The sequence below is a fragment of the Capnocytophaga endodontalis genome (assembly GCF_002209445.1).
GTDB classification, from domain to species: Bacteria; Bacteroidota; Bacteroidia; order Flavobacteriales; family Flavobacteriaceae; genus Capnocytophaga; species Capnocytophaga periodontitidis.
In genome coordinates, this window is the sequence record NZ_CP022022.1 from 958,356 (window position 1) to 983,346 (window position 24,991).

General features: G+C 39.2%; 29 protein-coding genes and 1 pseudogene. 6 read left to right on the top strand and 24 right to left on the bottom strand.

What is annotated here, in order from left to right; translation table 11 throughout:
• Window positions 1–111: 111 nt before the first annotated feature.
• A complete protein-coding gene (locus CBG49_RS04565; protein WP_088593565.1) occupies window positions 112–681 on the bottom strand; it encodes a DUF502 domain-containing protein in 570 nt (189 codons plus the stop codon).
• A gap of 336 nt (window positions 682–1,017) precedes the next feature.
• Here CBG49_RS04565 and CBG49_RS04570 point away from each other — a divergent pair, with 336 nt between their 5' ends.
• From CBG49_RS04570 to CBG49_RS04595, 5 genes are all read left to right on the top strand, one after another.
• Window positions 1,018–1,311, top strand: coding sequence for a hypothetical protein (locus CBG49_RS04570; protein WP_009412611.1), 294 nt, complete (start codon window positions 1,018–1,020; stop codon window positions 1,309–1,311).
• A 2-nt stretch (window positions 1,312–1,313) separates the two neighbouring features.
• The gene (locus tag CBG49_RS04575; protein WP_088593566.1) at window positions 1,314–1,604 is read left to right on the top strand and encodes a cell division protein ZapA; all 291 of its coding nucleotides are present in this window, start codon (window positions 1,314–1,316) and stop codon (window positions 1,602–1,604) included.
• A gap of 238 nt (window positions 1,605–1,842) precedes the next feature.
• Window positions 1,843–3,411, top strand: a complete 1,569-nt coding sequence (rny, locus tag CBG49_RS04585) for a ribonuclease Y (protein WP_088593567.1) — start codon at window positions 1,843–1,845, stop codon at window positions 3,409–3,411.
• A gap of 3 nt (window positions 3,412–3,414) precedes the next feature.
• Window positions 3,415–3,945, top strand: coding sequence for a mechanosensitive ion channel domain-containing protein (locus CBG49_RS04590; protein ID WP_088593568.1), 531 nt, complete (start codon window positions 3,415–3,417; stop codon window positions 3,943–3,945).
• A gap of 32 nt (window positions 3,946–3,977) precedes the next feature.
• On the top strand, window positions 3,978–5,354 hold the full coding sequence (locus tag CBG49_RS04595; protein WP_088593569.1) for an SLC13 family permease: 1,377 nt from the start codon (window positions 3,978–3,980) through the stop codon (window positions 5,352–5,354).
• Window positions 5,355–5,410: 56 nt separating this feature from the next.
• Here CBG49_RS04595 and CBG49_RS04600 read toward each other — a convergent pair whose 3' ends face one another.
• From CBG49_RS04600 to CBG49_RS04685, 18 genes and pseudogenes are all read right to left on the bottom strand, one after another.
• The gene (locus CBG49_RS04600) at window positions 5,411–6,598 is read right to left on the bottom strand and encodes an ABC transporter permease (RefSeq protein WP_088593570.1); all 1,188 of its coding nucleotides are present in this window, start codon (window positions 6,596–6,598) and stop codon (window positions 5,411–5,413) included.
• Complete coding sequence (locus CBG49_RS04605; RefSeq protein WP_088593571.1) at window positions 6,585–7,736, bottom strand: ABC transporter permease; 1,152 nt, start codon at window positions 7,734–7,736, stop codon at window positions 6,585–6,587. Before CBG49_RS04605 ends, CBG49_RS04600 begins: the two co-directional genes overlap by 14 nt.
• A gap of 15 nt (window positions 7,737–7,751) precedes the next feature.
• Window positions 7,752–8,363, bottom strand: a complete 612-nt coding sequence (locus tag CBG49_RS04610; RefSeq protein WP_088593572.1) for a DJ-1/PfpI family protein — start codon at window positions 8,361–8,363, stop codon at window positions 7,752–7,754.
• 196 nt (window positions 8,364–8,559) lie between these two features.
• Complete coding sequence (locus tag CBG49_RS04615) at window positions 8,560–9,042, bottom strand: hypothetical protein (protein WP_088593573.1); 483 nt, start codon at window positions 9,040–9,042, stop codon at window positions 8,560–8,562.
• Window positions 9,039–9,449 carry a hypothetical protein gene (locus tag CBG49_RS04620; RefSeq protein WP_053581176.1) on the bottom strand — a complete coding sequence of 137 codons (411 nt, stop codon included), beginning with the start codon at window positions 9,447–9,449 and terminating at the stop codon, window positions 9,039–9,041. Before CBG49_RS04620 ends, CBG49_RS04615 begins: the two co-directional genes overlap by 4 nt.
• A 117-nt stretch (window positions 9,450–9,566) precedes the next feature.
• Window positions 9,567–9,959 carry a DUF4279 domain-containing protein gene (locus CBG49_RS04625; RefSeq protein WP_088593574.1) on the bottom strand — a complete coding sequence of 131 codons (393 nt, stop codon included), beginning with the start codon at window positions 9,957–9,959 and terminating at the stop codon, window positions 9,567–9,569.
• 135 nt (window positions 9,960–10,094) lie between these two features.
• Entirely contained in the window at window positions 10,095–10,604 is a 510-nt protein-coding gene (locus CBG49_RS04630) for a hypothetical protein (protein ID WP_157668364.1), read from the bottom strand.
• Between the two features lie 69 nt (window positions 10,605–10,673).
• The gene (locus CBG49_RS04635; protein WP_088595263.1) at window positions 10,674–11,027 is read right to left on the bottom strand and encodes an MmcQ/YjbR family DNA-binding protein; all 354 of its coding nucleotides are present in this window, start codon (window positions 11,025–11,027) and stop codon (window positions 10,674–10,676) included.
• 112 nt (window positions 11,028–11,139) lie between these two features.
• On the bottom strand, window positions 11,140–11,997 hold the full coding sequence (locus CBG49_RS04640; RefSeq protein ID WP_088593575.1) for a PQQ-binding-like beta-propeller repeat protein: 858 nt from the start codon (window positions 11,995–11,997) through the stop codon (window positions 11,140–11,142).
• A 14-nt stretch (window positions 11,998–12,011) separates the two neighbouring features.
• A complete protein-coding gene (locus CBG49_RS04645) occupies window positions 12,012–12,773 on the bottom strand; it encodes a hypothetical protein (protein ID WP_088593576.1) in 762 nt (253 codons plus the stop codon).
• Window positions 12,774–12,798: 25 nt separating this feature from the next.
• On the bottom strand, window positions 12,799–13,011 hold the full coding sequence (locus CBG49_RS04650) for a hypothetical protein (RefSeq protein ID WP_088593577.1): 213 nt from the start codon (window positions 13,009–13,011) through the stop codon (window positions 12,799–12,801).
• Window positions 13,012–13,046: 35 nt separating this feature from the next.
• Window positions 13,047–13,763, bottom strand: coding sequence for an SMI1/KNR4 family protein (locus CBG49_RS04655; RefSeq protein ID WP_088593578.1), 717 nt, complete (start codon window positions 13,761–13,763; stop codon window positions 13,047–13,049).
• A gap of 12 nt (window positions 13,764–13,775) precedes the next feature.
• Complete coding sequence (locus CBG49_RS04660; RefSeq protein ID WP_088593579.1) at window positions 13,776–14,270, bottom strand: hypothetical protein; 495 nt, start codon at window positions 14,268–14,270, stop codon at window positions 13,776–13,778.
• Window positions 14,271–14,324: 54 nt separating this feature from the next.
• The gene (locus CBG49_RS04665; protein ID WP_227002958.1) at window positions 14,325–14,522 is read right to left on the bottom strand and encodes a Fic family protein; all 198 of its coding nucleotides are present in this window, start codon (window positions 14,520–14,522) and stop codon (window positions 14,325–14,327) included.
• Window positions 14,523–14,829: 307 nt separating this feature from the next.
• Window positions 14,830–15,291 carry a GNAT family N-acetyltransferase gene (locus CBG49_RS04670; RefSeq protein ID WP_088593581.1) on the bottom strand — a complete coding sequence of 154 codons (462 nt, stop codon included), beginning with the start codon at window positions 15,289–15,291 and terminating at the stop codon, window positions 14,830–14,832.
• A 39-nt stretch (window positions 15,292–15,330) separates the two neighbouring features.
• On the bottom strand, window positions 15,331–15,714 hold the full coding sequence (locus tag CBG49_RS04675) for a VOC family protein (RefSeq protein ID WP_009412633.1): 384 nt from the start codon (window positions 15,712–15,714) through the stop codon (window positions 15,331–15,333).
• Between the two features lie 30 nt (window positions 15,715–15,744).
• A complete protein-coding gene (locus tag CBG49_RS04680; protein ID WP_088593582.1) occupies window positions 15,745–16,728 on the bottom strand; it encodes an HlyD family secretion protein in 984 nt (327 codons plus the stop codon).
• Window positions 16,729–16,925: 197 nt separating this feature from the next.
• A pseudogene (locus CBG49_RS04685) lies at window positions 16,926–18,341 on the bottom strand (TolC family protein).
• A 382-nt stretch (window positions 18,342–18,723) separates the two neighbouring features.
• Here CBG49_RS04685 and CBG49_RS04690 point away from each other — a divergent pair.
• The gene (locus CBG49_RS04690) at window positions 18,724–18,951 is read left to right on the top strand and encodes a hypothetical protein (protein WP_088593583.1); all 228 of its coding nucleotides are present in this window, start codon (window positions 18,724–18,726) and stop codon (window positions 18,949–18,951) included.
• Window positions 18,952–19,050: 99 nt separating this feature from the next.
• Here the strand turns inward: CBG49_RS04690 and CBG49_RS04695 are convergent, their stop codons facing one another.
• From CBG49_RS04695 to CBG49_RS04715, 5 genes are all read right to left on the bottom strand, one after another.
• Entirely contained in the window at window positions 19,051–21,189 is a 2,139-nt protein-coding gene (locus CBG49_RS04695) for a heparinase II/III family protein (protein WP_088593584.1), read from the bottom strand.
• A 64-nt stretch (window positions 21,190–21,253) separates the two neighbouring features.
• Entirely contained in the window at window positions 21,254–22,498 is a 1,245-nt protein-coding gene (gene tilS, locus CBG49_RS04700) for a tRNA lysidine(34) synthetase TilS (RefSeq protein ID WP_088593585.1), read from the bottom strand.
• On the bottom strand, window positions 22,470–23,228 hold the full coding sequence (locus CBG49_RS04705; RefSeq protein ID WP_088593586.1) for a hypothetical protein: 759 nt from the start codon (window positions 23,226–23,228) through the stop codon (window positions 22,470–22,472). Before CBG49_RS04705 ends, tilS begins: the two co-directional genes overlap by 29 nt.
• Before the next feature lie 41 nt (window positions 23,229–23,269).
• Window positions 23,270–24,109, bottom strand: a complete 840-nt coding sequence (locus CBG49_RS04710) for an aminotransferase class IV (protein ID WP_088593587.1) — start codon at window positions 24,107–24,109, stop codon at window positions 23,270–23,272.
• A gap of 40 nt (window positions 24,110–24,149) precedes the next feature.
• Window positions 24,150–24,536 (bottom strand): START-like domain-containing protein, encoded by a 387-nt coding sequence (locus CBG49_RS04715; RefSeq protein WP_088593588.1) that lies wholly within the window; start codon window positions 24,534–24,536, stop codon window positions 24,150–24,152.
• Window positions 24,537–24,991: the final 455 nt, after the last annotated feature.

Consider the following 24,991-nt stretch of genomic DNA (forward strand, 5'->3'; position numbering starts at 1 on the left):
AATAGTTGTAACCGGGGGTTACAGGGTTGTAACAGTAGAGGAATGGGGGATAAAAAAGGCGCGAGCTCATAGCTCGCGCCTTTAATTGTTAATTATTGTTTTATTAGTTAATCACTTATTAATTGTTGTGATTCCGCCACTTAGAGCAAATTCCATCGCTTTTTGGGCAGTAAAGCCTTCGGCGGGTTTTACATTCTCGGCAGAAGTAACAATTACCCAACCCGAAATAGCGTATGAATGGGGCAAATATACACTTACCATCCCCTCAAGATTAGCAAAATCCATTGAGGATTGAGTAAGGAAGCCTATGCGCCACACTTCAGGAGTTTCGTTTACACGAACCCATACGGGATTGGAAAACTTGCGTTTATCACCAACAAACGATGCTAATACCTCTTTGATAGAAGAATAGATAACTTTTACGCCAGGGATATGCGCTACCAGATAGTCCAACAAACTGACTAAGAGTTTTCCTAAGATGAGTCGGCTACCTATAAATCCGATGATTGCTGTACCTAATAACACTAATACGAACACTAAACCTGGGTAAGCCTTAGAGAGATCGGGGACGAGGTTATCAACGCTCCTGAATATTGACCAAATAATCCAAATAGTAGCACTCAAGGGACCGATAATAAGGATTCCTTGGAAAAAATATTTGATAAAAGTACTAAATTTCATTAATTGTAAGTGTTAGAGTGCAAAAGTAGTACTAATTTTCTAAACAGAGAAATTTTTATTGAGAGGGGATATGGCTAATAATAGAATTAAATTTCGTAAAATTATTTTATCACTACACTTTGCCAAAGTTGAATAAACTGATAATTAAAGATTATCTGTATCAAAGCCCGTATAAACTGTAAGCCCCTTCAAAAATAGTAAAACTATCTATTTGTTTGACTTACATTATTTTAGGTGTATTTTTATCAAGTTGAACTTACGTTCTTTACTAAAAAAATTGCTTTTTTAAAAAAACTATTGTATTTTTGCCCCAAATATACAAAGTTTGCTATTCCGATGAGTGATTTAAAACAATTGGTAGCCTTATTAAACGAAAAAGCCATTGCCCTACAAGCCCAATTTCAAAGTATTAGAGAGGAAAATGGCAAATTAAAGCAAACCATTGAACAACTTCGCAGTGAAAAAACATCGCTTCAGAGCACAATCACTTCACTGAAAGAAAAAAACGAAACACTCGCTGTTGCTAACCGTATATTAGGCAGTAAAGAACACAAGAGAGAAACTAAACTGAAAATCAATACCCTTATACGCGAAATCGACGCGTGTATCGTTCAGCTTACAAAACAATAACAATGGAACAGGACGAATTGAAAATCAAACTTTCTGTAGCCGATAGGCTATACCCCCTTACCATTGTACCTACCCAAGAAGAGGGTTTTAGAAAAGCCGCAAAAAAAATAAATGATATGATTCAAGAGTTTGAAACCATTTATCAATTGCGCGATAAACAAGACGGGTTGGCTATGTGCGCTATCACCTTAGCACGACAGATAGAACAAACTCGCCTCAATGAAACCCAAGAAGATGAAACCCTCAAAAATACCCTACAAAAGGTATACAACACCCTAAATCAAATAGGGTAAAAGCACGTACATTTACATACAAAAACTTACTGCCTATATTGATTGTCCTTTCGGTAAACTCAACATTAACATTTCACAAAAGGGTGAGTTACAGTAGCTAAAGCGCGCCGGTCTTTCAGTTGCCGGATACTTGACCTACTGAGTATCCCTAAACCTGTTTTTCAGAGTTTTACGTGAAACACATTAATCAATATAGGCATTTTTTTATATTAATATTTTATTTTTTTAAATCAACAAGATGGATAGTACAGTTATTATAAGTATTGCAGTTTTTATTATCGCCCTTGCCATAGGGTTTGCTATCGCCAAAGTGCTGGAAAAGAAGAACGCCTCTAAAATTATTCTCAACGCTCAGAATGAAGCCGACGTTCTTCTAAAAAATGCTAAAGTTGAAGGCGAAAACATTAAAAAAGACAAAATCTTCCAAGCTAAAGAAAAGTTCCTCGAACTAAAAGCCGAACACGAAAAAACAATCGCTGCCAAAGATAAAAAAATGGCAGAGGCTGAAAAACGTATCCGTGATAAAGAATCACAAGTATCCAATGAATTAGCTCAAAACAAACGCCTGAAAGACGAGTTGGAAAAGAAAACTGAAGAAGTTGATTTCCGCCTCCAAACTCTCGACAAAAAACAAGAAGAAATCGAACGTTTACACAAAAGCCAAGTGCAACAACTCGAAGTTATCTCCGGACTCTCCGCCGAAGAAGCTAAAAAACAACTCACCGACTCTCTTCGCAGTGAGGCTCAAGCCGATGCAATGGCATATATCCAAAATACCATTGAGGAAGCTAAACTCACCGCTCATCAAGAAGCTCGAAAAATCATCATTAATACCATACAACGTATAGGCACTGAGGAAGCAGTAGACAACTGTGTATCAGTATTCAACCTCGAATCCGATGAAGTGAAAGGTCGCATCATCGGTCGTGAAGGTCGCAACATCCGCGCCCTTGAAGCCGCTACCGGGGTCGAAATTATTGTAGATGATACCCCCGAAGCGATTATCCTCTCTTGCTTCGATTCAGTACGCCGCGAAATTGCACGCCTCTCATTGCACAAACTCGTAACCGATGGTCGTATCCACCCTGCACGTATTGAGGAAGTAGTTGAAAAAACTACCAAACAAATAGAAGAAGAAATCGTTGAAATAGGAAAACGCACCGTAATCGACCTCGGTATCCACGGATTACACCCCGAATTGGTGAAATGTGTGGGACGTATGAAATACCGTTCTTCTTATGGTCAAAACCTCTTACAACACTCACGCGAGGTAGCCAAACTTTGCGGGGTAATGGCAGCCGAATTAGGCTTGAACCCTAAACTCGCCAAACGTGCCGGACTTTTGCACGACATAGGTAAAGTGCCACAAGTGGAAACCGAAACCCCTCACGCGCTCCTCGGTATGGAATGGGCAGAGAAATATGGTGAAAAACCCGAAGTGTGCAACGCTATTGGGGCTCACCACGACGAAATAGAAATGACTTCATTGCTTTCACCTATCGTACAAGTATGCGATGCTATCAGTGGAGCACGTCCAGGAGCACGTCGCCAAGTACTCGATTCGTACATTCAACGTCTCAAAGACCTCGAAGATGCAGCCTTCACTTTCCAAGGTGTGAAAAAAGCTTATGCTATTCAAGCGGGTCGTGAGTTACGCGTAATCGTAGAAAGCGAAAAAGTAACCGATGATAAAGCCGCAGAACTATCATTCAACTTATCACAAAAAATCCAAACTGATATGACCTACCCAGGTCAAGTGAAAGTAACGGTAATCCGTGAAACTCGTGCTGTGAATATCGCAAAATAGCGTATGACCTATATACAAAGTTACATATACCAAATTGTCGCTACTGCCATTGCATTGGTGGTTTTCACTGCCCTGCGCTATTTGGTGAACTCTATCATCGAAAAGTTTGGCAAAAGAGCGGGCTTAGGGGTGAGTCGTACGAGTTTGGTTAAAAAATATATAGATTATTTTATCTATGCGTTGGCTATTCTTACTATTGTCTCTATTTGGGGAATAAAAACCGAACAACTCTTCTTGTTCGTTACTTCAGTCCTTACTGTAATAGGAGTAGCTTTTTTTGCTCAGTGGTCTATACTCAGCAATATTACAGCAGGCATTATTGTGTTTTTCTCTTCTCCGTTTAGAATAGGCGATACTATCAAGATTTTAGATAAAGATTATCCTATTGAAGCTAAAATTATAGATATCAAATCTTTTTATACTCTTTTGAAAACTGCCGAAGGTGAACAGATAAGTTTGCCAAACAATCTTTTGTTACAAAAAGGAATTGTAATTGTCTCAGAAGAGGAATACGCAGTAAAACTAAAACCCTAATACCACCTGTAAATAACTAAACCCTAATTGATATGCTAACCAAATACATCAAACGTTCTGTTATTATAGCCATCGCATTAGCGATAGGGCTCTTGCTCTATTGGTTTCTTCCTTATGAAGAACCTACTAAAAAAGGTTTGGCTTTACTTGCCTTTGTAGCAATTTTATGGCTTACTGAAGCCTTACATATTACTGTCACGGCACTTTTAGTGCCTGTATTGGCAATACTTTTAGGATTAGAGAATACTAAAAGTGCGCTACAGGCTTTTGCAAACCCTACAATCTTTTTGTTTTTTGGTGGTTTTGCTATTGCTACAGCCTTAAGTGTTCAAAAACTCGACCAATATATCGCTCATAAGGTGATTTCTTTGGCGAAAGGGAATTTTATGGTAGCAGTATTCCTTTTGTTATTGGTTACCGCTGTCCTCTCTATGGGGATTAGCAATACCGCTACAGCAGCGATGATTATCCCTTTGGCTATGGGAATGCTCAAAAACATTGACTATGAAACTAATAAAGGTACCTATGCCTTTGTGATATTGGGGATTGCTTACAGCGCGAGTATAGGTGGTATGGGTACTTTGGTAGGTAGCCCACCTAATGCGATTGTCGCTTCTCAATTGGACATCACTTTTGCCCAATGGTTGCGCTATGGTATGCCTACAGTTTTAGGTTTGTTCCCTCTGATGATTGGAGCAATGTATGTGGTATTTCGCCCTAAGCTGAATATCAAGATAGAGAGTGAAGCAATGACTGAAAAGCTGAACACTAAACAATATCTCACTATTCTCATCTTTTTAATTACAGCCCTTTGCTGGATATTTGGCGATGTAATCAATGAGGTGATTACTTCTTTCTTACATATCGAAAAAATAAAAGATTTTGATGCTGTGGTAGCAATGATTGCCGCCGTGTTTGTGTGTTTGTTTGGCGTTGCCGAATGGAAACAAATACAAGAAAACACCGATTGGGGTGTGCTAATGCTCTTCGGTGGCGGACTTTCATTAAGTGTAATCCTCACTCAATCGGGAGCGAGCAAGGCACTCGTAGAGTCGGTGCAGTTCCTTATTTCTGATAGTAGTTACTTTGTCATTGGAGTTGTTGTCGCTACTTTTATCATCTTTCTCACCGAGTTTACTAGCAATACCGCCAGTGCAGCACTATTGGTACCTATCTTCATTTCGGTAGCCGAAAATATGGGACTTAACCCGTTAGGGCTTTCACTCATCATAGGTTTAGGAGCATCTTGTGCCTTTATGTTGCCCGTTGCGACTCCGCCTAATGCCATTGCTTATGGTACCGGTAAAGTGCGTCAGAAGGATATGGTGAAAGCTGGTTTTGTACTGAATATACTTTGTATTATCTTTATATCGGTAGTAGCTTTTTTCTTTTGGAATGACAAATTATAGGAGATACTAAAAAAGCTGTCTGAACATTGTGCTCAGGCAGCTTTTTCTTTTATCTCTTACTTATTCAAAACCTTCTTTAGGGTGAAAGTCGCTAATACTAAATACACTAAACAGAGTCCCCACATTCCCAGCCAATAAGGCATAATGGTAGTGAGGTGAGCCCCCATTTGGGTGATGGAAATAAATCCTTTTGCCCCTAAGGTGGTAGGCACGATATACGAAAAGACATTTAGCCATTGTGGCATTGCTACTGAGGGCCACGAAAAGCCAGTGAGCATTACCGATGGCAACGAGGTGTACATAATGAGCATAATCGCATCTTCACGGCGGCGTACAAAGTTGAGCAGACAAAGCCCCATAAACACTATCGAAAGGATAAAAGGTATCATAAATACCAAGGTGCTGAGCATTGAACTGCGTACTGGAATTCCAAACAATGGCATTATAATTCCTAAGATAATGAGCAAAATTACGGTTGAAAATCCTAAATAGGTAGTAGCTTTCCCCATTACAATAGGTAGTGCTCCCCAGAAGTTATGCGAATTAGGGTATATTTTGCGTAGCTTGTTACCTTCGCGCATTGTACCTCCTAAAATGCCTACTGCTGTGAGAATGGTAGTTTGGAAAATAATCACCAACACTATGGGAATCAAGAAAGTAGCATAACCCGATGAAGGGTTGTACAAACTCACTACTTTAGCACTCACAGGCATTGCTTCCTCACGTGCTTGGGTAGGGAGCTTGCCTTGAGCTGAAGAGCGTTTCATTTCCACGCCCGCATTGAGGTAGGCAGCCGAGAGTTTCGCTGCAGTGAGTATTTGCTTGTAATAGAGCATATACGAGGCATCGGCGTAGACTGATATGGCGGGTTGTTCCCCGCGTTGTAAGTCGCGTGCAAAACCGTTAGGAATGGTTACGATACCGCGTATTTGCTCGCGCTGAAAAGCCTTTTCTGCTTCGCTGAGGTTGAGATAGCTGCTGTAGATAGCCACGCCACTATTGGCATCTATCATACGCAATAGCTGACGACTTTGCGCTGTATTATCTTCATCAACTACTCCAATAGGGAGTTTTTGTAGCGTTTCTTCGGAATAGAGGTAGGTGTACAAGAAAGAGACTACTACTGCTACGATAACAAACGAAAAGAACACAGCTTTGTCGCGGAATATGTATTTGGCTTCCCAAAGCATTGCACGGGTGAAGTCGGCTGAACTTTGATATATATAACTTCTAAATTGTTTCATATCCTCCTGATTTTATTTTCTTTACAAACATAGGGTAGGCAACTATCAGCAATAAGCCGAAGAGCAATAAGGCTAAAAGGGGCTGCCACGTCATCTCTACAGGTATCCCTTTGATCGCACGATTTACGTAGTATTTCATAAAATGAGCATAGGGAAAAATTTGTGCTAAATACTGCATACTCTTTGGCAATCCTTCCATCGGAAAAGTATAAGCGGCAAATGAGAAGGCAATCGCTGTAAAACCACTGCCTATGGTGAGTGCTGACCTAAAATTAGGCAGGAGAGAGACGAGTGTAATCGCGATAATTTGATAAATGATGACTAAAGCAAAAGTGATGAGTACTACGTTGAACATCGGGATGTGGAGGGGTGCGCCTATAAGCCCAAAAAGGAGATAGTTCATCCACCACGCGACAAAGAGGAGCACTAAAGTATAAGGCAAGAGTTTGCCTATCAAGGCTTTTAGCGGACTGCCGCCTGCCTTTTTGAGCCACTGTTTCCCTTGGTGGTAACGGAATTCTACTCCTAATACATACACAGTTACCATCATCACAATCATTTGGAGCATCATAGGCAAAAGTGCTGTGAGCAGGTAATAGGCATAGTTAGCATAAGGGTTAAATAATCCGTGGTCGTCTACCTTTACGGTTTGAGCTTCGGCACGTACCTTCTCGGTTTGTTGCCCTTTTTGCATTTTCTTTTTCATCACCAGTCCGGCAGAGAACATTCCTACAGTAGTTTGAAAATCCTTTTGGATAAGACTTGCCCCGAGCATAAACTGACTATTGGTATAGCAAATCACCGATTGATTTTCGCCTTTGAAGAGTTTCTGCTGAAAATCGGCAGGGATAACGATAAAGCCCATTATCTGCTGTTGCTGGATAAGTCGTTGGGCTTCTTTTTCATCGGTGAGTTTGATTTTCAGGTCGATATTGGGCGTAGCATCGAGCATACGCAAAAGGTTTTCGGACAGCTGACTTTGGTCGTAATTGATATACGCCATAGGCAGGTCGCGGGGTACTCCTTTGTAGAAAATAGCCGCAAAGAACCCAAAGATAACCAAGGGAAACACCAAAACGTAAAACAGTCGTTTGGGTGATAGGAAAAGGTTTTTGCATTCGGTTTTAAAATATTTCATAGTATAATTAGCAAATTAGTTCATTTGAATAGCTTTGAGAAAGCCTTTGGTGTGTAGGGTATAGAAAAATTGTATATTCTCTTCGGGGACATCGCCTAAAGCACGCAGTACACTTACCGCAAAATGCAATGCACTATCCCCCTTGGCGGTTACTACCTTGTGATCAGTTACAGCTTCATTGGCGGTAAGTACGAAATTCTCGCCATTGGTATAAAGCACGGCATCTTTTATCTCATCAAAAGTATTAGCGGTATGCTTTACATCATTTAGCAAACCATTCACAGCACAAAAGCGTGCGCTATCACAAATAGCTCCTAACACTTTGCCATTGGCTTTTATCTTTTGGGCAAGGGTTACCAGCTGAGAGGTTTGCTCCTTAGAAAGATTATGCCACGAACCTTCTGCCCCAATAAATACAAGAGCCGAAATATCTTCGGGAATTTCGCAGATACTAAGGTCGGGTAAGGCTTTGAGATTGCCGATGGAGGTTTTCACCTCTTTATTGGTTGAAGCATACAAAACAGAGTATTGTGCTGTCCCTAATTGTTTTTCGCCAAGGGCAGCAGAAAGATAAGCCAGTTCCCAATTGGCAAACTTGTCTAAAATGATAAATACGATTTTTTTCATACGATGTTATATGTGTTTCTAAAAAAGCTGTCTTAAAAGTTTCATTTTGTGGGGGCGTTTGCAAAACGCCCTTACAATGTGACTAAAAGTGATTGATTATCAGATTTATAGGATTTGTCAAAGTTTTGGGACTTTGACAAAGTTTATGATGTAAAAACGATTTTTAGACTTTTCGGACAGCCTCTTTGTAAGTTGATTATATTTCTTCAGCGTCTTCTAAGTTTTCTATTAGGATAGGTTCTTCGTCTTTAAAATGAAAAGAAACTCCATAAGGCTCGCAAAAGCTGAAACTACCTTCGGCAAAATGCAATATCCACTCTTTGTTGTCATAGAACAGTAACTGTGGACTTTCAAAAGGAACTTCTTGCAAGGGAACGCTTAGCAATCGCTTTTCTTCTTCTGAAAGATGAAAGCCATCTGAGCATATCAGCAGTTGTTCTTGAAAATAAGAAAGTGCCTTGGCTACCAACTTATCTGCACTGATAAGGATTTGTTCAATAAAAGCAATAGTATCAGGGGTGATGGTTTTACTTTTGCTAAACACAGAAAAAGGCAGCTGTAAAGTTTCTTTGTAGAAATCACTTTTCCACTGATATGAAGCCTCCCAAAAATACTCGTCTCCCACTTTTTGTGAGAAAGCAAGAGTGCCAAACTTGGTGGTATAATTAGATGTGTTCATTGCTTTAACCAATTAATTTCTTCTTTACTAAGGAGAAAATATTTATATACAAAGTTTTCGCAGGCTTCTTGTTCGCTATCAAAAGACTGTTCATCACAGAAGCAACGAGTATCGGCAAGGCATACCACCCATTGGTTTTCTCGTTGCAGAAAGCAAGTGTTGCCCACAACTACATTTCCTTGATCAAAAGTATTTGTTTTAAAATAACACTGAGCAGGGTTATAGTTCAAGGCTTCTAAAGCTTGTAACAACTCTTTGAATGTGGGAATAGGGAGTTGTTCTTTTATCTGGGCTAAAAGTTGTTGCCTTTTCATCCTTTCTTGTTTGTTTTTCTTGGAAAACCAAATGAGTATAAACGCCCAAGCCAAAACAGCTATTAATAGAGGGGCAAGTATATTGTAATTCACAAGAGCAAAATTATATTTTTAAATTTTAAACATTTTGTTAATTGTTCTATGTTTATAAGGTTTTAAGTTTGTAGCAGTTTTATACTTTCTTTCATTTTCTGTAATTGGTGACTTATATCAATCATAGATGTACAAATCTAAATCAATAGAACTGTTTAGTTTGCTTAGCAAATTGATAATATTGTTTTCAAAAACTATTGCTGGAGCAGGTTCTTTATTTGTTTCAACTTTGAAACGCATTATAGATTTTAAATTGTTTTTCTGCATAAATGAAGCTATCTCCTCAATTCTTGGGGTTATAATTTTTTCAAGAGGCTTTAAACTATCTTCTACATAAAGAGATATAATATCTTTAAATGAATGTTGCCAAAATGTTTCTGTACTTATCCTAAATTTTAGTTTATCACCTTTGTAAGCAAATTCGGTAGGAGATATATTTATGATTTTAGAAAACTCATCTATATCAAACATATCGCCATAAACAATAAAAGTTAATTTACTTCGTGTCATTCTATTCGTAAAAGTTTTTAAGTTTGTTTTTTTCAAATTCAGCGATAGTGTTATCGATGATTTCTTTGATCTGATAAGAGGCGATGCCTATCGGCATCTCTAAAAAGTCACCAACTTGGTGACTTTGTAGTTGTTTTATTGTTTTCTTGTTTTTATGAATGTTGTAATTCCTAATACAAAAAATAATACCCAAGAAAGTACCACAAAGATACATTTCATAAGAGAAAAATAGGGTGCTAAGGTCTCTATCCATAAGTTTTCAGGATAGTGTGTGAGCATTGTAATGGTACTGAAATTTTCTGAATAATCAGAAATACCTCCTATTATTGGGAAGTATGATAAGAAAAGGAGCTTTCTTTGGTTGAGTTTTTCTAAAAAGAAACGTATCAGTTGATAGTAGGTAATAGCAAACAGACCGGGATATATCATATCCACAGGAATTTGTCGGTATAAATAGAAATGGCGACCTTCTTCACCTAAACGCCTAAATAGCTCTTGAATGTAAGTAGCATCATAAAACGGAGGCACATCTAAAATATCCATTCCTCCAGCCATTGCTTTAAGAGCTGGTACGGTTACCAACATCAAATAGGCATATACTGAAGTAGTAATGATAAAAAGTATCCAAAGTTTTTTCTTTTTCATTTTTAATTAATTTTTGTTGTTTTACTAAATTATCACGGATATTCCCAATCCTAAGAAAGATTACGGAGTTTACACCCCTAACGCTTCTCTTTCCTTCTTTGGTACTTTGGCAAGTACTTGGTCGTAAGAGTGCTGTATCATCTCCTTGATAAGGGTAGGGGGTAAGCCTTCTAAAAGTACAGTATTCCAATGTTTTTTGTTGAGGTGGTAGCCCGCTATAATCTTATCGGGGTATTGCTCGCGGAGTTCTATCGCGCGCTCGGGGTCGCACTTGAGACTCACCCGCAAAGGTACTGATTCTAAACTTGTAAGCACAAAAATACGATTACAAATCCGAAATACTAAAATATCTTCACCAAAAGGCATATCCTCGGTAACGTGGGGCAAGGAAAGGCAATATTCTCTAAGTTCTTCTAAGTTCATTTTGTTTAGGTAAGAGATAAGAGGTAAGAGGGGGCTCATTCCTCATTATCAATTCAGCACACACGTGTGCCAAATTTTTAATATCAGTATTTTTTTGTTGTTGATTTACTTTTTATATATCGATACACACCACCGATAGGTCTTTTTTCTTATTGCGAACAATGCCATAAAAACGATTTTTATACCAAAGCATTTGTTGCTCATAATCAATAGTGTATTTGCCAATGTCTAATGAATGAATGAACTCTCCAGTTAAGGCATTGATAAGCATTGGCTTTTGTTTTTTATCACTTATGATAATACGTTCTCCACTTCGTACAAAGCGTACTGTTTGTCCCGTATTATAACTAAATATCGTCTGTCCGTTATTCAGTGAAACTCCATAAAAATAACCACCTTTGCCTGCCGTGCCAAAATATAAGATATCGTTACATTCCTCTATTTCAGTGTAAAGATAAGCAGAGAGTTTGTATTTCCAAAGTGTTTTTTGGTTCTGTTTATCTCGGCAGCTCATCATAAAGGGGGATTGTATAAAAACTTCTTTATCTCCAAAAGAATAGACTTTAGCATCATTGAGAATTCGCTTTTGAGGGATAACGCAGAAAGATTGTTCTATCACTTCATTTTCAGTAATTTCAAATACTTTATTGGTTGCAAAAATATTACCGAGTTTATAGTATTCAATGAACATAAAAAGTCGTTCGCCTTCCCAATAATAGTATACATCACTATTATAGCAGGTTTCTTCTTCAAAGAAAAAAGAAAGTCGTTTTTGTGATGTAAAATCTTCTGAAAAGATATCTACAAGAATATAACGATCTACATACACTCCGTTTTTCACCATCTTTTTAGAAACATCGGCTGAGGCAAATTGCAATACAGCTATTTTCTCCTGAAAAGGGACAATATCTACCACCCTATAATAGCGAAAAGGGTTGTTAAAAGTATTTAAGGTATGGAAGTTTGTCATATATTACTCAAAAACTAAACGGTTCTCAATAAAATGGTTTCTTTAGGCAGTGGGTTATACTTATTTAGTAATGTTTCTTCCTCTCTTTCGTGTAGCAAGGTAAGAAATGTATAACAGCCTCCAGATGTAAGTTTTTTAGTATATTCTTTAATCTCTCTTTTGTAAATTTCTTCTAACACCTTCGCTTGTTCTTCTGTTAAATAAGGGCGATGGGAGCGAAGTGTCTGACGCAGATTTTCATAGAAATCCCCATAACAGATAAAACTTATGTCGTGAAAATGTGCTACCAACCGTTTTATTAATTGGTAAAAGATAAAGTTCTGCAAATTGCCTGAAAGGATATCCACCTCTCCATCTTCTCTAATAAATACTACACTTGGTTCTTGTGTTGGTTTTTCTTTGTTATAACAAAAACAATAAACCATATAATCATCCACTACAGCCCTTGCAAAGGGAGCAAAGAAGAATTTTTGGTTCTGAGGATATTGTGTTAAATGTTGGTTTAAAAACTCAAACTCTTTTGCGAGTTGTGAGGGGGTGAGCACCTGAAACCAATCTACATACAGAAACAAAGGCGGGTTCTCTTTCAGTTTAGGATATTCTTGTTCTAACCACTCCTTATTAGGCAATCTATCACCATTTTTGTATTCCATAGGACAATAAGAATGATATGGATATTTTGCGCCCATATCCAGCATTCCACCTTCCCAAAGCTGGTGATATAGCTTGGGGTACTGAAAGCCATAAGTTTGTTCTATTTTTTGTAATGGGTTCATATTGCTGAAGTTTGATGTTAATTTCTCACATATCTTCCCCTATATCTTTTAAGAAGCTATCTATCGCCTCAAAAGAGTTTTTAGAAGAAGATGCATATATTAATTGACTACCTTTGTCTAATATAGCAATACTATCTGTAGCATCCCCATAAAAGTCGGCTCCTTCTAACCAATGATGGAGGGCAAAAGGTTTTTTGGGGAAACGCTCTTTTATAGCTATCAATTTTTCTTTGTTCAAAAATGTTGCTTTCTTCTATTATATTAGCTTTCTTTTTAGTCATTGCTATATTCAAATTGTTTTTCTTCTTTCGGAATGGGAATAAACTTGTTACACAAAGTGTCAAACTCTTCTCGCGAAAGCAACCCTATATATTTTTCGGTGTATTCCCTATCATTAAATGTATAGGTGTAGGTAGAGGCAAAAGTTTTTCTTTTATAAATATCTTCTACTATTTTTGCTTGCTCCTTACTTAAATAAGGACGGTGCGTACGGAACATATTGGTTATTTCGGTATAAAAAGAATCGTCATCAGCAAGTAGTTCATCTATACATAATACGCATTCTAACAATCCATAGAAGATAAAGTTTTGAAAGTTATCGGCTAAGACATCTACATTAATCCAATCGTGAGCAAATACTACCACCCAAGGTTCAGGGAGAGGATTTTCTTTATTGTAAAATAAACAATAATAGTCGCCTGCTCCATTCTTCCCAAAAGGGATGAAGAGGAACTCAGGCTTAATTTTATAAAAACTTTCGGCACCGTGTAAGAATTCTATTTCTTCTGATATTTCAGAGAGTTCTAAAATTTCAAAATCCATACGCCCTTCTAAAAGTAATGGTGGATTATCTTTGATTTTAGGGTACTCAAGTTCGAGCCAACGAGGACCAAATTGTCCCCAATTGAGCATACCATCCTCATAAAGCTGGTGATATAGTTTGGGGTACTGAAAGCCATAAGTTTGTTCTATTTTTTGTAATGGGTTCATATTGGATGTTTTTTATTCATAATACCTTCCTAAATCTAACAGATGTCCTAAGAAATGCCAATCGTTAGGGATGGTTTCATCTTCACCTATATAATCACATAAGCCTCGTGCGCCACACTCCAAGAGGTCTAAAGGGTTGAAATTATACCAATCATAGCCCGTTTCGGAGGTGATGCCAAAGGAACGCATTTCGTTATGAAGTTCTTTGTCTTTCATACGGTGGAGTTCAGCTATCTGAAAGAGAATAACTGCTTGGGTATAAGCAAAGGCGGAAAGATGTTCAGTCTCTTCGGGCATTGAGCGAATGCTTGTCCACTGCTCCTCATAAGTGGCAGTCTTTGCACTAAATGCCTCCTTAAGCAGTTCAAGGCAAAGAGTAGGGGAGAAGGGTGTGTTTTCGTGAGGAGTCACTACCCTATATAATGCCAAAAGATAGGCTTCTAAATCTCTGTTGGTTACTTCTTTAGGAAGCTGTTCTATACAGTTGTAAAATTCGTCGTAGGTCATAGAGATAATTAGCAAATGGGTGTTTCTTAGCGTTTGAAGTTCATTTTTTAAGGGTTATTTTAATGTTTTTAAAAATTCCTTACCTTTATCAGTAAGGTAGTATTGTTGCTTGCTACTTGTGGGTTTATCAGGAATGGTAAGAGCTACAAAACCTTGTTCTATGGCAGGGTTGAGATAGTTTTTTCTGAAATAATCTCTATTTTTCAAGCCTAATTTTTCTTGAATTTCTTCTCTATAAGATATTTCTTCCAATATATTTAATAAATCTTTGACTTGCATGGTAACTTGCATGGTACTTGCATGGTACTTGCGGGGTACTTGCGGGGTACTTGCATGGTATCTTGCGCTTCTTCTTCCATAAGTACTTGTAAATCCTCATCTATAGGAAAGATTACTCGCAAGGTGTTTTCCATAAACTTAAAAGATTCTTTAGGATAACTCTGCAAAATACGTGGGGGTAACTTGTCGCTTGTATTCTATGTTTTTGGATTCAATCATTGTAAATGAGGTTTTTATAGGGCAAAGATAGTGATAATTAGCTAATTTAGCAATAAGCTAATTAGTTAATTGCCGAATTACTTTTCATCATCTTGTATTTTTTCCTTTCTCCTTCAATAGTAGCCACTACTTCAAAGCCAAGTTTTGTATAAAGACCTTTAGCTATGGGGTTGTCATCAAATACATTTAGACTAATAGAATGAACTCTTTTATCCTCAAAAAGCATTGCGATAAATAACTGCATTGCTGAGGTGCCTAATCCTTTTCCTGTAAGCGAAGGATTGATAAGAAATCTACCAATATGTACGTTGCTCCCTTCTACTCTTATTTGCTGAATCATCCCTATAAAACTACCCTCTACCTCAATACGAAAACAATGAGACAAAGCATTGAGCGCTTCCATTGTAAGAGGATAGGGCAAAGCATCTCCTGCCCATTGTTGCAAGAAATCAGCGCCTTTGCTATTTGTCCAATGTATAATAGCTTGCTTATCTTTAGTTGATAATCCTTCAGTTATTCTCATTTTATCAAACAAACTTACTTGCTTTTTAATATTATCTAATCAGATGGTTATCTCTACCATATTGCCATCGGGGTCAAGTATCACGCTTTCGTAATACCCATCACCTGTGGTACGAGGAGCACTAAAACACTCGTAACCTTCATTTACGATTTTCTGAGTAAGCACATCAACCGCTTCTTTACTCCCTACACTAAAAGCAAAGTGTATAAGTCCTTCACTCGTCACCTTGTCCAAAGGTTCACTGAGGTTGGGTCTCCACATTATTTCCAAACGAGCGCCACTATCAAAACTTAGAAAGTAGGTGCGTAATCCTGTTTTAGGATTATGGTACAACTCGTTTGATTTTGCGCCGAAGAAAGTCTCATAAAAGGCTTTAGATACTTCCAAATCTTTTACATATAAAGCGATGTGGTCTATTTTCATAGTGATAATCTGCTAATTATCTATTACTTGTTACCTGTTATCTTCAACTAATACCGACATACCCGGTCTTAAATCCTTTACTTTTTGGGTAGGGTAGGCTTTGATAGCAAAAGTTTTCTTGTCGAAGTCGCCTTTGCTTTTGGTGGCTGTCCAAGTGGCGAAATCGGCTTGTACCGCGATGTGTTTTACTTCCATCTCTATCTCCTGATTGCCGAGGGCGGGTACGATGCCTTTGAATTTAGTACCTATCTTGAAGTCTGCCATTTTGTCCTCGCGTATGTTGAACACCACCCACTCGTCCTGAGTATCGATGAGGTTCATCACAGGGTAACCCGCATTCACGATTTCGCCTTCGTTGGGGATAATGGTTTGTATCTCGGCATCGGCAGGAGCGAACACTTTAGCACCATCTTTATAGGCATTTACCTCAGTAATGACGCCTTGCGCTTGAGCTACAAGGGCTCGGGCAGCAGTTTTATCCTCTACACGAGCTCCGTTTTTCGCCATTTCGTATTGTGATTTGGCTGCTTCGGCTTGTTTTTGAAGGGCAACCATTTGGGTATAAGCCTCGTCTTTCTTTTGGGCAGGCAAAACCTTATCGTTATAAAGGTTGCTCACACGCTGATAGGTTTTTTCAGCAAGCTGGGCAGCCGCTTCGGCTTGTTGCCATACATTGTAAGCGCCTTGAATCTGTTCGCTACGAGCACCGCGTTGTGCTTTATCGGATTGAGCTTGTGCTGCCAAACGTGCTGCTTCGGCTTGAGAGAGTTTGGCATCGAGTTCAGTGCTTTCGAGTTCCAAAAGGAGGTCGCCTTTGTGCACTTGGTCGCCTTCCTGCTTGTAGATAGCTTTCACCCTACCAGGTACTTTTGGGGCAACGTTGATTTGTTTGGCTTCTACTTGTCCTTGCAAATATACAGGTTCGCGGTTACTAAAAAAGTAGATAGAAAGAATAAGAACTACTGCAAATACAGTGATTGTTACAATAAGACCGGTGATGTTTTTCTTTTTCATTGTTTATTTAGTTTAGCCCTCTACCCACTTACTCGGCAATTGCCGACAATCCCGAAGGGGGACAATCCATAAATAGGATAAAAATGAGGGTATTATTATGGTTATTATTTTTGTAATGTATTAATTCTGATTGCGACTTCCTTCGAGGCACGAGCTACAAGCTCGCGCCAGCGTATGTTAAGAGCATTTGTGTCGCTCTACCTTGTTGCTTGTTCGCTGAATTTATCGCTCATTCCGCAGGTTTCGAGGAGCTGGGCGAGGGTTTTGTCCATTTCAAAAAGGGCTTAGTAGCGTTTGATTTTAATAGAAGCCAAATAAAGGTTGGCATCGGCTACATCGGTGGAGGTGGAGAGACCTTCGGCAAAAGCCTTGTCACGGGCACGTACGAGCTCTTCGGCAAAACGCAAACTCTCTTCTAAGCTGAGGTATTGTTCACGTTGCTTTTCAATCTCGGTGTACTGTTTTTTCACTAAGGTTTGTACGTCTTTTTCAGCTTGTGCGGTGATGAGCTCCACACTCTCACGCATTGCTTTGGCTTGGGCTATCTTGTTTTTGTCCTGCAAACCGTTGAAGAGATTCCACTGTAACCCTACGCCTACCACCCAGTTATCGGGTTCGGTTAAAGGTAGATTTTCGCTCCACAAGTATTTCTTGCCTACTACGGCTACATCGGGCAAATAAGCGGCTTGTTGCGCTTTTACGCTTTGGGTAGCCATTTGGGCTTTCAGTTTGGCTTGCACAATCATAGGGTAGTGCTCTTTGGCTTGCTGTTGGTAGTATTCGAGCGATTGAAGAGGTGCCACCTCAAAAAGTTCGGTGGTGAGGGCAGTGAGCGGTTGCTCGGTAGTGCCCATTACGCCATAGAGAGCTGTTTGTGCTAGTTGTATGTCCTTTTCAGCAGCCATCACCTCACGCTGGGCATCGGTAACGGCTTTTTTAGCTTGCATTGTTTCTACGGAAGCTATCATTCCGTTCTTTTCGAGCTTTTGGGCATTTTCATAGTGATGTTGCGCTGTTTCAAACGACTGTTTTCTCACTTCCAACGCTTTTTGGGCTAACTGTACTTGAAAATAACGCTCAGCCAACTCACTGATGAGGGCATTTTCGGTTTTTTTGCTCTCTACGGTGGCTATTTCGGTGTTGAGCGCACTCACACGGTTGCCTACACGCACCTTTCCACCAGCAAAAAGCACCCATTTGGCATCGGCGCTTACTTTCCAGATGTCTTGTTCTTGGAACTCATAACGCCAGTCTTGGGCAAAAAGCGGTTGTATTCTGCCAAGTAGGGGGGTGAGTAGCGGACGCATAGGAGCAGGTATTTGGGAGGCAAAGCCTTGTAAACCGTTTTGTATGGGTGCTTTATAGTCGTTGAAATTTAGATAGAGCGGGTCGGCGAGGTGCATATAGCTTGCATTGACGCTCAATTGGGGCAGATAGAGCCCGCGGAACGACTTGCGGTTATAATCGGCGGCTTCGGTTTGTTTTTCAATGCCTTTGAGTTTTTGGTTGCCTGAACGCATCTGGCTAAGGGCTTCATCAAACGATAGTGATTGCGCTCGTAATGAAGCTGTTAGCCCTATTGCGAAGAGGCATAGTAAAGTGTATTTTTTCATAAAAGAAAATATTTTATTTCTACGGGGCAAAATTACAGCGTTTTTCTGAGGTAGAAGAATAAATAAAGTAGAATGTTTTTAAGATAGATTAAAAAAGAAGCTTAGTCGTTAGTGGTTGCAACCAAAAAATGTGTCACAACCCTGACCACTGACTTCTAACCCCTATAATAGTCTCCCATAGTTGCTTTTGCAGATTGTCCCTCACATACCCAACTCCAAGTATTCGCTGGCTACGGGGGAACGGGGGTAAACTAAAAACTATAATATTATGTATGTAACAATTACCTCATTAGACCTCAGTAAGAATACGAATCTTTCCTTGGTTGATATCAGTAAGGTCAAAAACTTTACTATTGCTCAAAAGGAAGCTCTTGTTTAAAGTTTGCCTCAAAAGCCAGGGGCGGTTATCGTACTCAGCCGTTTTGATCCTTCGGAAGGGGATGCTAACAACCAAAAAGTGTTAGACCTTATCGGTGCTAAAAAATGGATCGCAAAGCACCACCATAAAACAGATGAAGAAAAACTCGTGGCTTTTAACGGCAAGCTCTACCCCATCTCAGCAGTGGTAGCCCTAAGAGCAACGAAATCAGTCCAGAAATATTGTCTATAATAAGGGAAGAAAAGAATTTTACACCTTGCTATTACAAATATGGTAAAGTAGAGCCCTATAAATAAAACTCATTTCCTTTTCCGAAGGAGGTTGAGTTTTTTATTTTTTAGTTGTTGTTAGGCTACAGCCGTAAGTTTTTGTTTTGTCGAAAGTTAAAGTATAGTGTTTGCCGTTGTAGGTGAATTGTACTTCTATGGTGTTGGGGCGGTTCAGTACTTGGGCGTTTGGCAAGCTTGAGAGACTGAGGTCGCCCACTTGGAGCAGGTGCATAAAGTAATCGTCGTTGGCGGCGGTTTTTGGGCTTACCTCTACCCGCCAGTGCCCCAGCTCAGGATGGTCAGGAGGGATACGTGCCGCGCGCATATTGTAACCGTAATCTTGAGGGGTGAGCACGGGTAGTGGCCAGTTGCGCCCATCGGACCAGAAGTCTTTGCCAGTGCCGCCTACCTTAGTAAGCACGGCATCGGTGGGGTAGAGGGTGCGGCAAATCATCTTTCCCTCGCGTGAGGTTTCCGAAAATTCGTTACTTCCTTTCATCACAGGCTCATTGATAGTGTGCAACAAGAATTTTTTAGGATAGTTTTTATTGGTAGCGTTCACTCTATCAAAAATTACAAAAAGATCGGGGTAGAAGTAGATAAATTCGCGCATTACTAAGTTGGTTTTTTGAGAGTTATAACTTTCAGTAGCATCCGATGCTACATACACGTAGTCATTGGTAGTGCGCATTTCTTTCAGTACTGAACCAGTCATTTTATATTGACCGCCGTCGTTGGGAATGGGTAAATTTTTAGCTTCGTTGGCAGCACCTTCCTTAATGCCCCAATAGAGTGGAAATTGTTCGTTAGGCATCCTGATAGTGATGCAGTTATGGGCTATTGTACGCGGGTAGTAATGCGAGAGATGCCAACTGGGTTCTGGGCGGGTACCTGTATCTAAAGCGCGATAGCCATTGCGGTAAATGGTAAAGTGATTGTTGTCAAAATGTTTGTGGTAATTAGACTGCGCACCTGTTACTAAAACGGCATAAGTATCGTTATCACCTGTTCCCGAGCGCATTATCAATTCACCTATTCCCTTGTAATACACGGTGCCTTTGCCCGAAAGTCCGCTACTGGGGCTACCTTTGGGTACTTCTTGTAAAAAAGGCATAAAAGCCATACGTTCATAGTGATGTTTTTTGTTTATTTCAGCCAAAAGACGTTGCAAATCAGGGGAATTACCATAGAGTGTTGCTATTTCGCGGAGGTGGTAATTGATATCCTCTTCAGGTAACAATCCGTCGTAATGAGCACTGTCGGCAAGTCCAAATTCTTTGTTTTTAGGCAAGCGATTCCAGTCGATAAAATCCAAATACTTCAGCACGTAGTTCATTTCGCCTTTTATATCTACTCCTGTAGCGGCGTGATAAGAACGGATGAAATTGAAATCAAACACAGGATTAGCAGCTACAGCATAGCCCATACAAGCCGTAATCACGCCAGGACCACCGTTGGCATCGGCGATTTTGCGGCGGTAATTCACCACTTCCCAATTCAAAGCCAAGCCTTTTTGAAACATCTGTTCACAGTGTACATCGTCAAAACCATCGTTGTGGAAAGCAATACCTATGTAGTAGGGTAGCCCTGCTGTGCCGTAAAATCCCGTATCAATATCTCCTGTATTCTCGCGATTGCGCACGGGTCGCAGCCCTTTGCCGTGCCAAGCAATGTTGGTCATTATATTGTAAAGTGGGCGACCTATTTGTTCGCGTTCGGCAGGGGTCAAGCTGTTATACACCCAATCATAAGCACACAGCACACTGATTTGTGAAAACACGTACCAGTCGATATTCAAATTGTGCTCAATGCGCAAATGATAATAATCTACAATTTTAGGTAAAGTTTTCTTTACGTAATCCAAGTACTTTGTGTCTTCCGTAATGAGGTAGAGCATCGCTACTTGTGATATTTTACTCACTATCACACTGTTGTCAAAAGGAGTTGTTACCAAAGGATTGTCAAAGTGAAAAGGTTCTGTTATGAACTTATCCATATCCTTTTTAGTCTGATTAAAATACTCTAAGTTAGAGGTTTGTGCTCGATTCTTGATTGCGGGTATGTCCTCTTTGGTAAGGAATAGACGCGGGTGTTCTGGGCGAATTTGCCCGATAATATGTTCAGGGACAGTGGGTTCACTATCTTTTCGGCAAGATACCATAGTGAACATACACAACGCTAAAAAAACTACTTTTTTCATAATGATTATTATTTCTTTCTAAAGCTACGAAATTACAACATAATTTGAAAATTAGCAAAGTTTTCTATCTAACAACTACTTTCAGAATTCTTTGAGTGTTTTCAGTAATTTTAAAGCGCTCATCCAAACGCTTGCCTATAACCCATACAATGTCTTCTCCACTGCACAATAACCATTGGTTTTCACGTGCTACCTGACTGTATTTTTCATCGATAAAAAACTTGCTGAGTTTCTTCTTTACTCCCAAACCTATGGGATAGAAAAAGTCACCCGCTTGTTTTTGTCGGAGGGTGAGGGGAGCGGTGAGTTTATCGGCATCGATAAAAGCAATATTGGGGTCACCTTTGGTGATGTGGAATGGGGGAGTGAGTTCCTCATAAGTAAGTGTAGGGGGAAGACTTTCAGCAGTGAGTTCTTTTAGCCAAGCACCTTTACTATCTTTTACGAGAGAGTGAGTAGCCGAAAGGAGTTGTTTGCCCGCTTCGGCATTGAAGAGGAGATTTTTTAGGTCTTTTACATTGCCAAAACCATAAGGATAGAAGAGTTTGTGAAGCACCAAATCAATTTCGGGGGCTGTTTGTAGTTTTTTGGTATTTACAAATATAGGTTGAGAACCTTCTAAACAAGATTTTCTCCATTCTTCTATATAAAAGTCAATAAATCGCGCCGATTGATGTAAATATTCCTGCGTTTGGTTGAAATTCTCTAAATAATTAGGGTGTACCGCCGCCATTTGTGGGATAATCTCGTGCCGAATGACATTGCGTACATATTTATTGCTCGCATTACTGCTGTCCTCACGCCATTGTAGTCGATGTGCTTCAGCATAATCGTATATCTGTTGGCGTGACCATTGCAGTAGCGGACGCACAATTTTATCGGTTTGCTGCGGGATGCCCAACAGTCCGTCCAAGCCACTGCCACGAGAGAGGTTTATCAAAAAAGTTTCGAGGTTATCGTTTGCGTGATGTGCCGTAGCAAGGGCATCACAATGATGTGTTTCCAAAAGCTCATAAAACCATTCATAACGCAACTCACGGGCAGCCAATTGGGTGTTGAGTTGGTGTGCTATGGCGTACTGATGAGTGTCAAAACGCTTTACTTCCAGCGGGATGCCGAGCGTTTTAGCAAAGTCGTGCACAAAAGCCTCATCGCCGTCGCTTTCCTCCCCACGCAGTTGGAAATTGCAGTGGGCTAATAATAATTCAGTACTGTGAGAATGTAGCAAATGCGTGAGTACCACGCTGTCAATACCGCCACTAATAGCGAGGAGTATTTTTTTATTTTTTAGCTGATTTAGGGTGTTCATAGGGTAGTTTTATCAACATTAGTTTCTTCCACCACTGTTGCCAATCCTTTTTAGTGGGGTTTTCTGCTAAGGGTACAATATCTCCGAAAAAAAACTTTACATTTTTCATTTTCATTTTAGCTAAATCTGAAAGTGCAATCATATCAAGCTCTTCTTCAGTTCTTTCAGTGTCATCGGTGAGATAAAGTCTTCGAGTGCGGGTGATAGGTACTTTCTTGTCATTGTCTAAAGCTTCAATCCACTCAGGAAGATCGCGAAAATCATAGTCATTTCTTTCAAAATTCTCTACTGAAAAAACTTCTACTTGTTTGATTTTATTCATTGTTGAAAGAGGTAAGTTTTGAGGATAAGTAGAAGACTTTTGATCACAAGAAGCCTTTTTGCTGTAGTAGCAATCAGGCAGATTAGGGATAGGAAGCAATTCTAAAGTGATGGGAGTGTTGTATATAAAGGTGATTTCTCTATCAAAAAAAGGATAAATCAAAATAACTTTTGCGCCTAATTTTTTAGCATCTTTATCAGAAAGTTTTAAGAAATACATTCGGTCAAATAGCATTCCCTCAGGAAAGTATATGTCTCCTTTTTCCAATACAAAAAGTGTTTTTCGCAATTGCTTAGAAGGTTCTTTTGTAATAAAATCTTCTTTAAATTCTCCAGTAACAGTAATAGATTTTTGAGCTGATACACTGAGTGTTAGAATGCTACAGAGTATTAAGACGATGTTTTTCATATACAACTCACAATTAAATTCATTAACTTATCTCTTACCTCTTAACTAACTCCAAATCTCGCACTGGTATTCAATTTTCCTATCAAACTTTTTGCTACCTCACAAGGATACGCTTTTTTTCTATATTGGCGAATAGGCTGTATCCCCACAATGCTATTGGTAAAGAAAAGCTCATCGGCTTTTTGGAGTTCAAAAGGCGAAATAGAAGTCTCTACCACCTCGTAATCTTTGGTTTTACCAAGGGTTTTGATGAGCATCTTGCGGGTGATACCATTGAGAGCGCCATCGGTGAGAGCAGGGGTTTTGAGGGTATTGCCATTTACTACAAACAAATTGCCGTCGAGCATTCCTGCAATACTCTTGTTGCTATTGAGCAAGATACAATTATGATAGTCATTTTCGTCGGCAAAAATGCGCCCCAATACATTTGCGTTGCGGTTGAGGTGATTTACATTAGCAAGCAAGTCGGGTTGTACGAAGAAATCTTTGAAGAGTTCTACCTCGTAGGGTTCTTCATTTAGTACGTAGAAAGGGTTTTCAATAACTTTGGTTTCAATGAGATAGTCAATTTCATTAGAAGTTCCCTCTTTGCGGAAGATGCTCAATCGCACTTTTGCAGGTTTGGATTCTATACCATTGGCTTTGATGAGGTTGAGTATTTCTTCTTCGAGGAATTCCATAGCAAAGCTCATTGGGATATTCATACGCAAAATGCGCATTCCGGCCATTAGTCGGAGGTAGTGTTCTTCCCAAAAGATGAGTTTTTGGTAGCTGTATTTACAAATGTCGTACACGCCGTCGCCATAGCGAAAAGCGCGGTTGTGGATGGTGAGAATAGGGTCATTCTCACCGATAGTATTACCGTTATAATTGATCTTCATTGTTATTTGTTACTAATACCTAACACTTGAAAGCTAATATCTAAACAGCTCCTATTTTAGCTTTGAGGTCAGTTATTTGCATTAACCATAATTGTTTAGCTTCTTCAATTTCATCGGAGGGAGCGAAATCGGTAATGGCGAGAGAAACCTCTTGAGTGAGATCGTTCACTCTAATTCTAATTTCAAAATAAGTAGCAGCCTCTTCATCTTCTTTCCAATGAAAGCGGATGTGGTCATCTAATTTTTGGCGTAGTAGTTGGGCAGTTTCTTCAATGCCATTCCACACAAAAGTATAGGTATCCTCGTTAGCACGGACATCATCGGCATACCACGATGCGAGTCCGGCGGGGGTAGCAATATACTGGTAAATCAGTTGAGGAGAGGCATTTACAGTCACTTCCAATTGATATTTTTCTTTTGTTTGCATAGATGATAGCAGTTTATTGGGCGCAAAGTACAACATTTTTTTGAAATAGCAAAATTTAGAAAGAGTTAGTTGTTAGAAGTCAAATTATAACACTAAAAGTTTTTACTCTCTTTTAACACTTGTTATGAATGTAATATTTTTATTCTCAGTCACTAATATTTAAAAGAATTACGACGAATAACAGAAGCGAAAAAACTTTAAAAAAACAGGAGTTTTTAGACTTTAAAAGTAGATTGTAAAAATGTTAAATATTTAAAAATGAATATAAAAATTTAATTTGGAAAAAAAATTCACAAAAAGATTTGTGTTCTATCAAAAAAGTTATACTTTTGCGCCCGCTTATTATGTTTTATATCCAACAACAATATTTTCAATAACATATCAATATCTCTATTAAATAGAAATTAATAAAACCAATGGATCGACAAATGATGTCAAAAATCTTTTTTAAGTGG

Excerpts from the sequence above, each read along its gene's own strand:
- CBG49_RS04565 (WP_088593565.1), bottom strand. The coding sequence starts at position 681 with ATGAAATTTAGTACTTTTATCAAATATTTTTTCCAAGGAATCCTTATT.
- CBG49_RS04570 (WP_009412611.1), top strand. The coding sequence starts at position 1,018 with ATGAGTGATTTAAAACAATTGGTAGCCTTATTAAACGAAAAAGCCATT.
- CBG49_RS04575 (WP_088593566.1), top strand. The coding sequence starts at position 1,314 with ATGGAACAGGACGAATTGAAAATCAAACTTTCTGTAGCCGATAGGCTA.
- rny (WP_088593567.1), top strand. The coding sequence starts at position 1,843 with ATGGATAGTACAGTTATTATAAGTATTGCAGTTTTTATTATCGCCCTT.
- CBG49_RS04590 (WP_088593568.1), top strand. The coding sequence starts at position 3,415 with ATGACCTATATACAAAGTTACATATACCAAATTGTCGCTACTGCCATT.
- CBG49_RS04595 (WP_088593569.1), top strand. The coding sequence starts at position 3,978 with ATGCTAACCAAATACATCAAACGTTCTGTTATTATAGCCATCGCATTA.
- CBG49_RS04600 (WP_088593570.1), bottom strand. The coding sequence starts at position 6,598 with ATGAAACAATTTAGAAGTTATATATATCAAAGTTCAGCCGACTTCACC.
- CBG49_RS04605 (WP_088593571.1), bottom strand. The coding sequence starts at position 7,736 with ATGAAATATTTTAAAACCGAATGCAAAAACCTTTTCCTATCACCCAAA.
- CBG49_RS04610 (WP_088593572.1), bottom strand. The coding sequence starts at position 8,363 with ATGAAAAAAATCGTATTTATCATTTTAGACAAGTTTGCCAATTGGGAA.
- CBG49_RS04615 (WP_088593573.1), bottom strand. The coding sequence starts at position 9,042 with ATGAACACATCTAATTATACCACCAAGTTTGGCACTCTTGCTTTCTCA.
- CBG49_RS04625 (WP_088593574.1), bottom strand. The coding sequence starts at position 9,959 with ATGACACGAAGTAAATTAACTTTTATTGTTTATGGCGATATGTTTGAT.
- CBG49_RS04630 (WP_157668364.1), bottom strand. The coding sequence starts at position 10,604 with ATGAAAAAGAAAAAACTTTGGATACTTTTTATCATTACTACTTCAGTA.
- CBG49_RS04635 (WP_088595263.1), bottom strand. The coding sequence starts at position 11,027 with ATGAACTTAGAAGAACTTAGAGAATATTGCCTTTCCTTGCCCCACGTT.
- CBG49_RS04640 (WP_088593575.1), bottom strand. The coding sequence starts at position 11,997 with ATGACAAACTTCCATACCTTAAATACTTTTAACAACCCTTTTCGCTAT.
- CBG49_RS04645 (WP_088593576.1), bottom strand. The coding sequence starts at position 12,773 with ATGAACCCATTACAAAAAATAGAACAAACTTATGGCTTTCAGTACCCC.
- CBG49_RS04655 (WP_088593578.1), bottom strand. The coding sequence starts at position 13,763 with ATGAACCCATTACAAAAAATAGAACAAACTTATGGCTTTCAGTACCCC.
- CBG49_RS04660 (WP_088593579.1), bottom strand. The coding sequence starts at position 14,270 with ATGACCTACGACGAATTTTACAACTGTATAGAACAGCTTCCTAAAGAA.
- CBG49_RS04670 (WP_088593581.1), bottom strand. The coding sequence starts at position 15,291 with ATGAGAATAACTGAAGGATTATCAACTAAAGATAAGCAAGCTATTATA.
- CBG49_RS04675 (WP_009412633.1), bottom strand. The coding sequence starts at position 15,714 with ATGAAAATAGACCACATCGCTTTATATGTAAAAGATTTGGAAGTATCT.
- CBG49_RS04680 (WP_088593582.1), bottom strand. The coding sequence starts at position 16,728 with ATGAAAAAGAAAAACATCACCGGTCTTATTGTAACAATCACTGTATTT.
- CBG49_RS04695 (WP_088593584.1), bottom strand. The coding sequence starts at position 21,189 with ATGAAAAAAGTAGTTTTTTTAGCGTTGTGTATGTTCACTATGGTATCT.
- tilS (WP_088593585.1), bottom strand. The coding sequence starts at position 22,498 with ATGAACACCCTAAATCAGCTAAAAAATAAAAAAATACTCCTCGCTATT.
- CBG49_RS04705 (WP_088593586.1), bottom strand. The coding sequence starts at position 23,228 with ATGAAAAACATCGTCTTAATACTCTGTAGCATTCTAACACTCAGTGTA.
- CBG49_RS04710 (WP_088593587.1), bottom strand. The coding sequence starts at position 24,109 with ATGAAGATCAATTATAACGGTAATACTATCGGTGAGAATGACCCTATT.
- CBG49_RS04715 (WP_088593588.1), bottom strand. The coding sequence starts at position 24,536 with ATGCAAACAAAAGAAAAATATCAATTGGAAGTGACTGTAAATGCCTCT.